The sequence below is a fragment of the Streptomyces sp. NPDC052107 genome (genome assembly GCF_040680215.1).
Lineage (GTDB): Bacteria > Actinomycetota > Actinomycetes > Streptomycetales > Streptomycetaceae > Streptomyces.
Genome location: NZ_JBFAWG010000216.1, coordinates 1 through 3,517, shown reverse-complemented (window position 1 = coordinate 3,517; position 3,517 = coordinate 1). Strand labels below are relative to the sequence as shown.

At 70.0% G+C, this 3,517-nt stretch carries 3 protein-coding genes; all 3 read right to left on the bottom strand.

All coding sequences use genetic code 11. The annotated features are described in order from the left end of the window. Positions 1 to 490: 490 nt before the first annotated feature. Complete coding sequence (locus tag AB0M27_RS47020) at positions 491 to 796, bottom strand: hypothetical protein (protein ID WP_365732345.1); 306 nt, start codon at positions 794 to 796, stop codon at positions 491 to 493. After that, the gene (locus tag AB0M27_RS47015) at positions 793 to 2,010 is read right to left on the bottom strand and encodes a hypothetical protein (protein WP_365732344.1); all 1,218 of its coding nucleotides are present in this window, start codon (positions 2,008 to 2,010) and stop codon (positions 793 to 795) included. The genes AB0M27_RS47020 and AB0M27_RS47015 overlap by 4 nt, the downstream gene beginning before the upstream one ends. Before the next feature lie 271 nt (positions 2,011 to 2,281). Continuing rightward, positions 2,282 to 2,995, bottom strand: a complete 714-nt coding sequence (locus tag AB0M27_RS47010; protein WP_365732343.1) for a restriction endonuclease — start codon at positions 2,993 to 2,995, stop codon at positions 2,282 to 2,284. Between the last annotated feature and the right edge of the window lie 522 nt (positions 2,996 to 3,517).

The following is a 3,517-nucleotide window of genomic DNA, read 5'->3' as shown; positions in this document are numbered from 1 at the left end:
TATCGTTCCCCGTACGCCCACCACAGCCCGAACACTCACTCATCCGCGCCAGAACACACTCGCACGCTGTTCCGCGGCAGCTGTTCACAACCCCCGACGGGGGGGAAGAACCCCCCTGGCCACAGGGTCAAGTGCTCAGCGGAGGTCCGGGGAACTCGCGGGATGTCGCACATCCATCGAGGCGGGATCGCCCTGTCGGCGATGAACGTCGCCCTGGACGGCGTGCGTGTCCGCCATCGCCTTCAACACGGCGAGCCCGCACCCTTGCGTGGTGGCCCGTGCCGCAAGCTACGGGCGCTCGCTATCCGCCAGGCGGGCACTTTCCCCGCCGCAGCCGTCCTGCGCGGCGCCCCTTGCGACACCTCGGCCCAGGGGCGCGCCGGCTCCCCGAAGGAGTGGGCGGCGAAGTCCAGATCTCCACCCGGCCCTTAGGGCCTGGGCGGCCCCACAGGGCGGCAGCCACGAGGAAGGGCCCGGCGCGTAGGCGGCTTCAGGACGCCCAGTGCCGGTACGCCTCCACCCAGACCCATCCCTCAGGCTCCGGGGCAGGCAGCGGTAGATCGAGGATGCCGATCGCCTGAGCGTGCCGGCCGTGTCTACACCAGGCGGCGATGCCGCTTCCGGGCCGGTCCTGCAGTGCGGTGACGGTCACGGGGATGCCGAGCACGACGGTGGCGAACAGCAGGGCCAGGCGGTCCTCAATGACCGCCTGGAAGGCGGCGAGCTGTTCATACTCGTCATAGGCATCGACGATCACGTCTTCGACCACGGCGTCGAGTGCGGCGGTCGACCTCATCGCCTCTTCTTCCCTTGCACGCACAGGAGTTGTGCGAGGCGGGCGCCGACCGGAGTGAGGCTGGGCAAGGGCTCGCGGGCGAAGTGATCTGCCTTGCGGCGGCGCAGCAGCTCCTCCCCGTCCCGCTCCCAGGCGAAGGTGGGCTTGCGCAGGAGTGCGCGGAAGACGGCGTCGGCATGGTCGGGATGCCGCTGGACCAGACGGCGGATGACCATCGGAGCGACGGAGTCGTCGTTCAGGTACTCCCTAAGCCGGCTCAGATAGGTGCGGTCACGGGCCAGCGCGGGATCGGTGAACAGCGCATCAAGGTGGCCGAAGTCGGCGTAATAGCACAGGCCTTCGGTCTCGTCGAAGATCACAGCGACGGTGTCCGCATCGCAGAGTTCTTCGGGCAGACTGCTGAGCTCGTCGAGGGAGGGCCTGCCGTTCATCGCCTGAGCGGCGGCTTCGTCATCGAGTTCGGCCAGGGCCCTCTCCTGCCGGTGACGGTGGTACTCCCGCATCCGTACGGGCGCCTCGCCGGCATCCAGGACGAGCAGGTCGGTGCCGAACACCTCGATGAAGTCGGCGCGGGCTTCGGCCTGCATCTGCCAGGCCTTGCGCAGCATGTCGGGATTGCGGCGCAGCAGCTGCGGATGGGCCGTCAGCGTCTGGACGGCAACCTGGGCCAGCTGCGGTCCGTCGCCGGGCGGGTAGGTGGTGAGGTTGCCGCTGACCAGCCAGGCGTCGGTGTCGGGGTGGACGGGCACGATGCGGCCGGCCACGAACATCCCGGTACGGAGTTGGCCAAGGGCACGCCGCCCCAGGTTGGAGTGGACCCGGTAGAGGAGGTCATCGAGCAGGTTGTGCAGGACGACGGCATCCCCTTGAGAGCCCTGTACTTCGAAGACTGCCTCCACCACCTCGCGCCAGCCGAGCAGCATCGCCCGCTCGTCCCCGCCCAGCGGCGGCCGCCGCTGAGCCGTAAACCGCTCGAGAACACTCGAGCCGTCCGCCAGCCGGTGCTGCAGCACGAAGTGGTCGATGGTGCCGATGACCATCGCCTCGTTAAGGAAGCCGAGCCGGTCCGCTGCCTCCTCGAGCCGGGCATCCAACCGCCGTGCAAAACGCGGACTGTGCGCGAAGGCCACCAGCTCGCTCTTCAGCTCCCCACTGCGTGCCACCAGCCGGGCGACCTGGGGCACCGCGGGGGTGGGCGGATCGCTGTGTTCCACTGCTTCTTCTTCCTGCCTGCTCTTGCCGTGTGTTCCGCTGCCGCGAGCCGCCGCCCCAGGTAGACGGCGCGGTCCGTACGTGGATCGGGAGTTGCACCGAAGACCGTACAGACGCGCAACCGGAGCGGCAGCGGGTGCGGCAACCCCTGTGCCGGGCATCGGGGCAGCCCGGGTCTGCAGGCGGGCTGGAGCGGAGCAGAGGTGCCGGGTCAGCCGGGATGCTCGCGCAGTTCGCCGGGCTTCGAAAGGCTGCCCCGGCTGCCCCATGGGCTCAGCTCGTCGCCGACGGGGAGGACGATGCGCCTCGGGCCAGGCGGGTGGATTTCCTGCGACGCCCTCTGGCCGGTAGCCGCAGCAGTTGGTGCAGCGGGATGCCGTCTTGGGCCCACTGGCCGAGCCGGTCCCGGTCGACCCAATAGATGTGGTGACGCTGGCCCCAGGTTTTGGCATCGCGGGTGAGGTGGCCGTTGGTGACGACAACAGCGATGTCGGCGCGGTGAACGGGGCCAGCGGTTCCTTTCACCTGGTACGTCACGTGGGATCCGACGCGGGCGGCGACCGCGGTGTGTTTGGCCTGGAGGACCAGGCGGCCCAGGCGAGGGTGCTCGGCGATGACGTCGGCGCCCTGGTCGCCGGCGCGGCCGACCTGTCGCGCGTGGAAGCCGTCTCTGATCAGCAGGTCCCGCAGCGCGTACTCGAACCGCCGGTCGTCCATGGCATCGAACTCCTCCAGTGTGATCCGCAGCCGGGCCAGCAGCACCGCCCTGGTTCGCCGTCCTGCGGCAGCCCGGGCCATCCGCCAGACGCCGTAGGCCAAGGCGGTGGCCAGGACGGTGGCCGTCAGCGGCCAGGCACGCAGGGCCGCGTGCCCCAGCACGGCGGCCGTCCTCAGCAGCATCCACCCCGCGGCGGCCACCACCGCGGCCGCCGCCAGCTGTTCGCCACGCCCCCGCGGGGCACGCAGTTTCAGCCGTGGCCGTCCCATCAACGGCCCGCAGAAGCCGACACCGACGGGCTGGGAGTGGCAGGCGTGTGGGGGGTGGACGCTTCACCGAACCCGAACAGCTGGCTCCATAACCACACCCCCGCAATCAGTCCGGCGACCGTCCAGCCGCTGAGCTTCTTCCCGCTGGGGCGCGGATTGCGCCGGATGTGCCGACGCACCACGTGGTATCCCTCAGGCACCTTCGCCACCGCCAACTCCTTGCAGCGATCGCGGCGGGCCGCCCGCTGCGGCCTGCGCTGTGGGGATTGATGTAGCAGCGGCCACTGACAAAACCGCCGGAATGATCAGACCGGCGTCCTGTGCGGCGGCACTATCGCGCCGCCTGACCTGCCGTGCGGGCACGGTGTTCGAATCCACCCGGCCGGCGGCCCCTCCACCTGCGCTTCCTGCGCACCGGGTTGCGGGCGGCAGCGTCTCTAATCAGCTAAGCGATCCCATGGGAACCGTAGGGTCCGGTGCGGGTTCTTCCCACCTGGGCGGGGCTGCGTGAGCGTGGAGGTG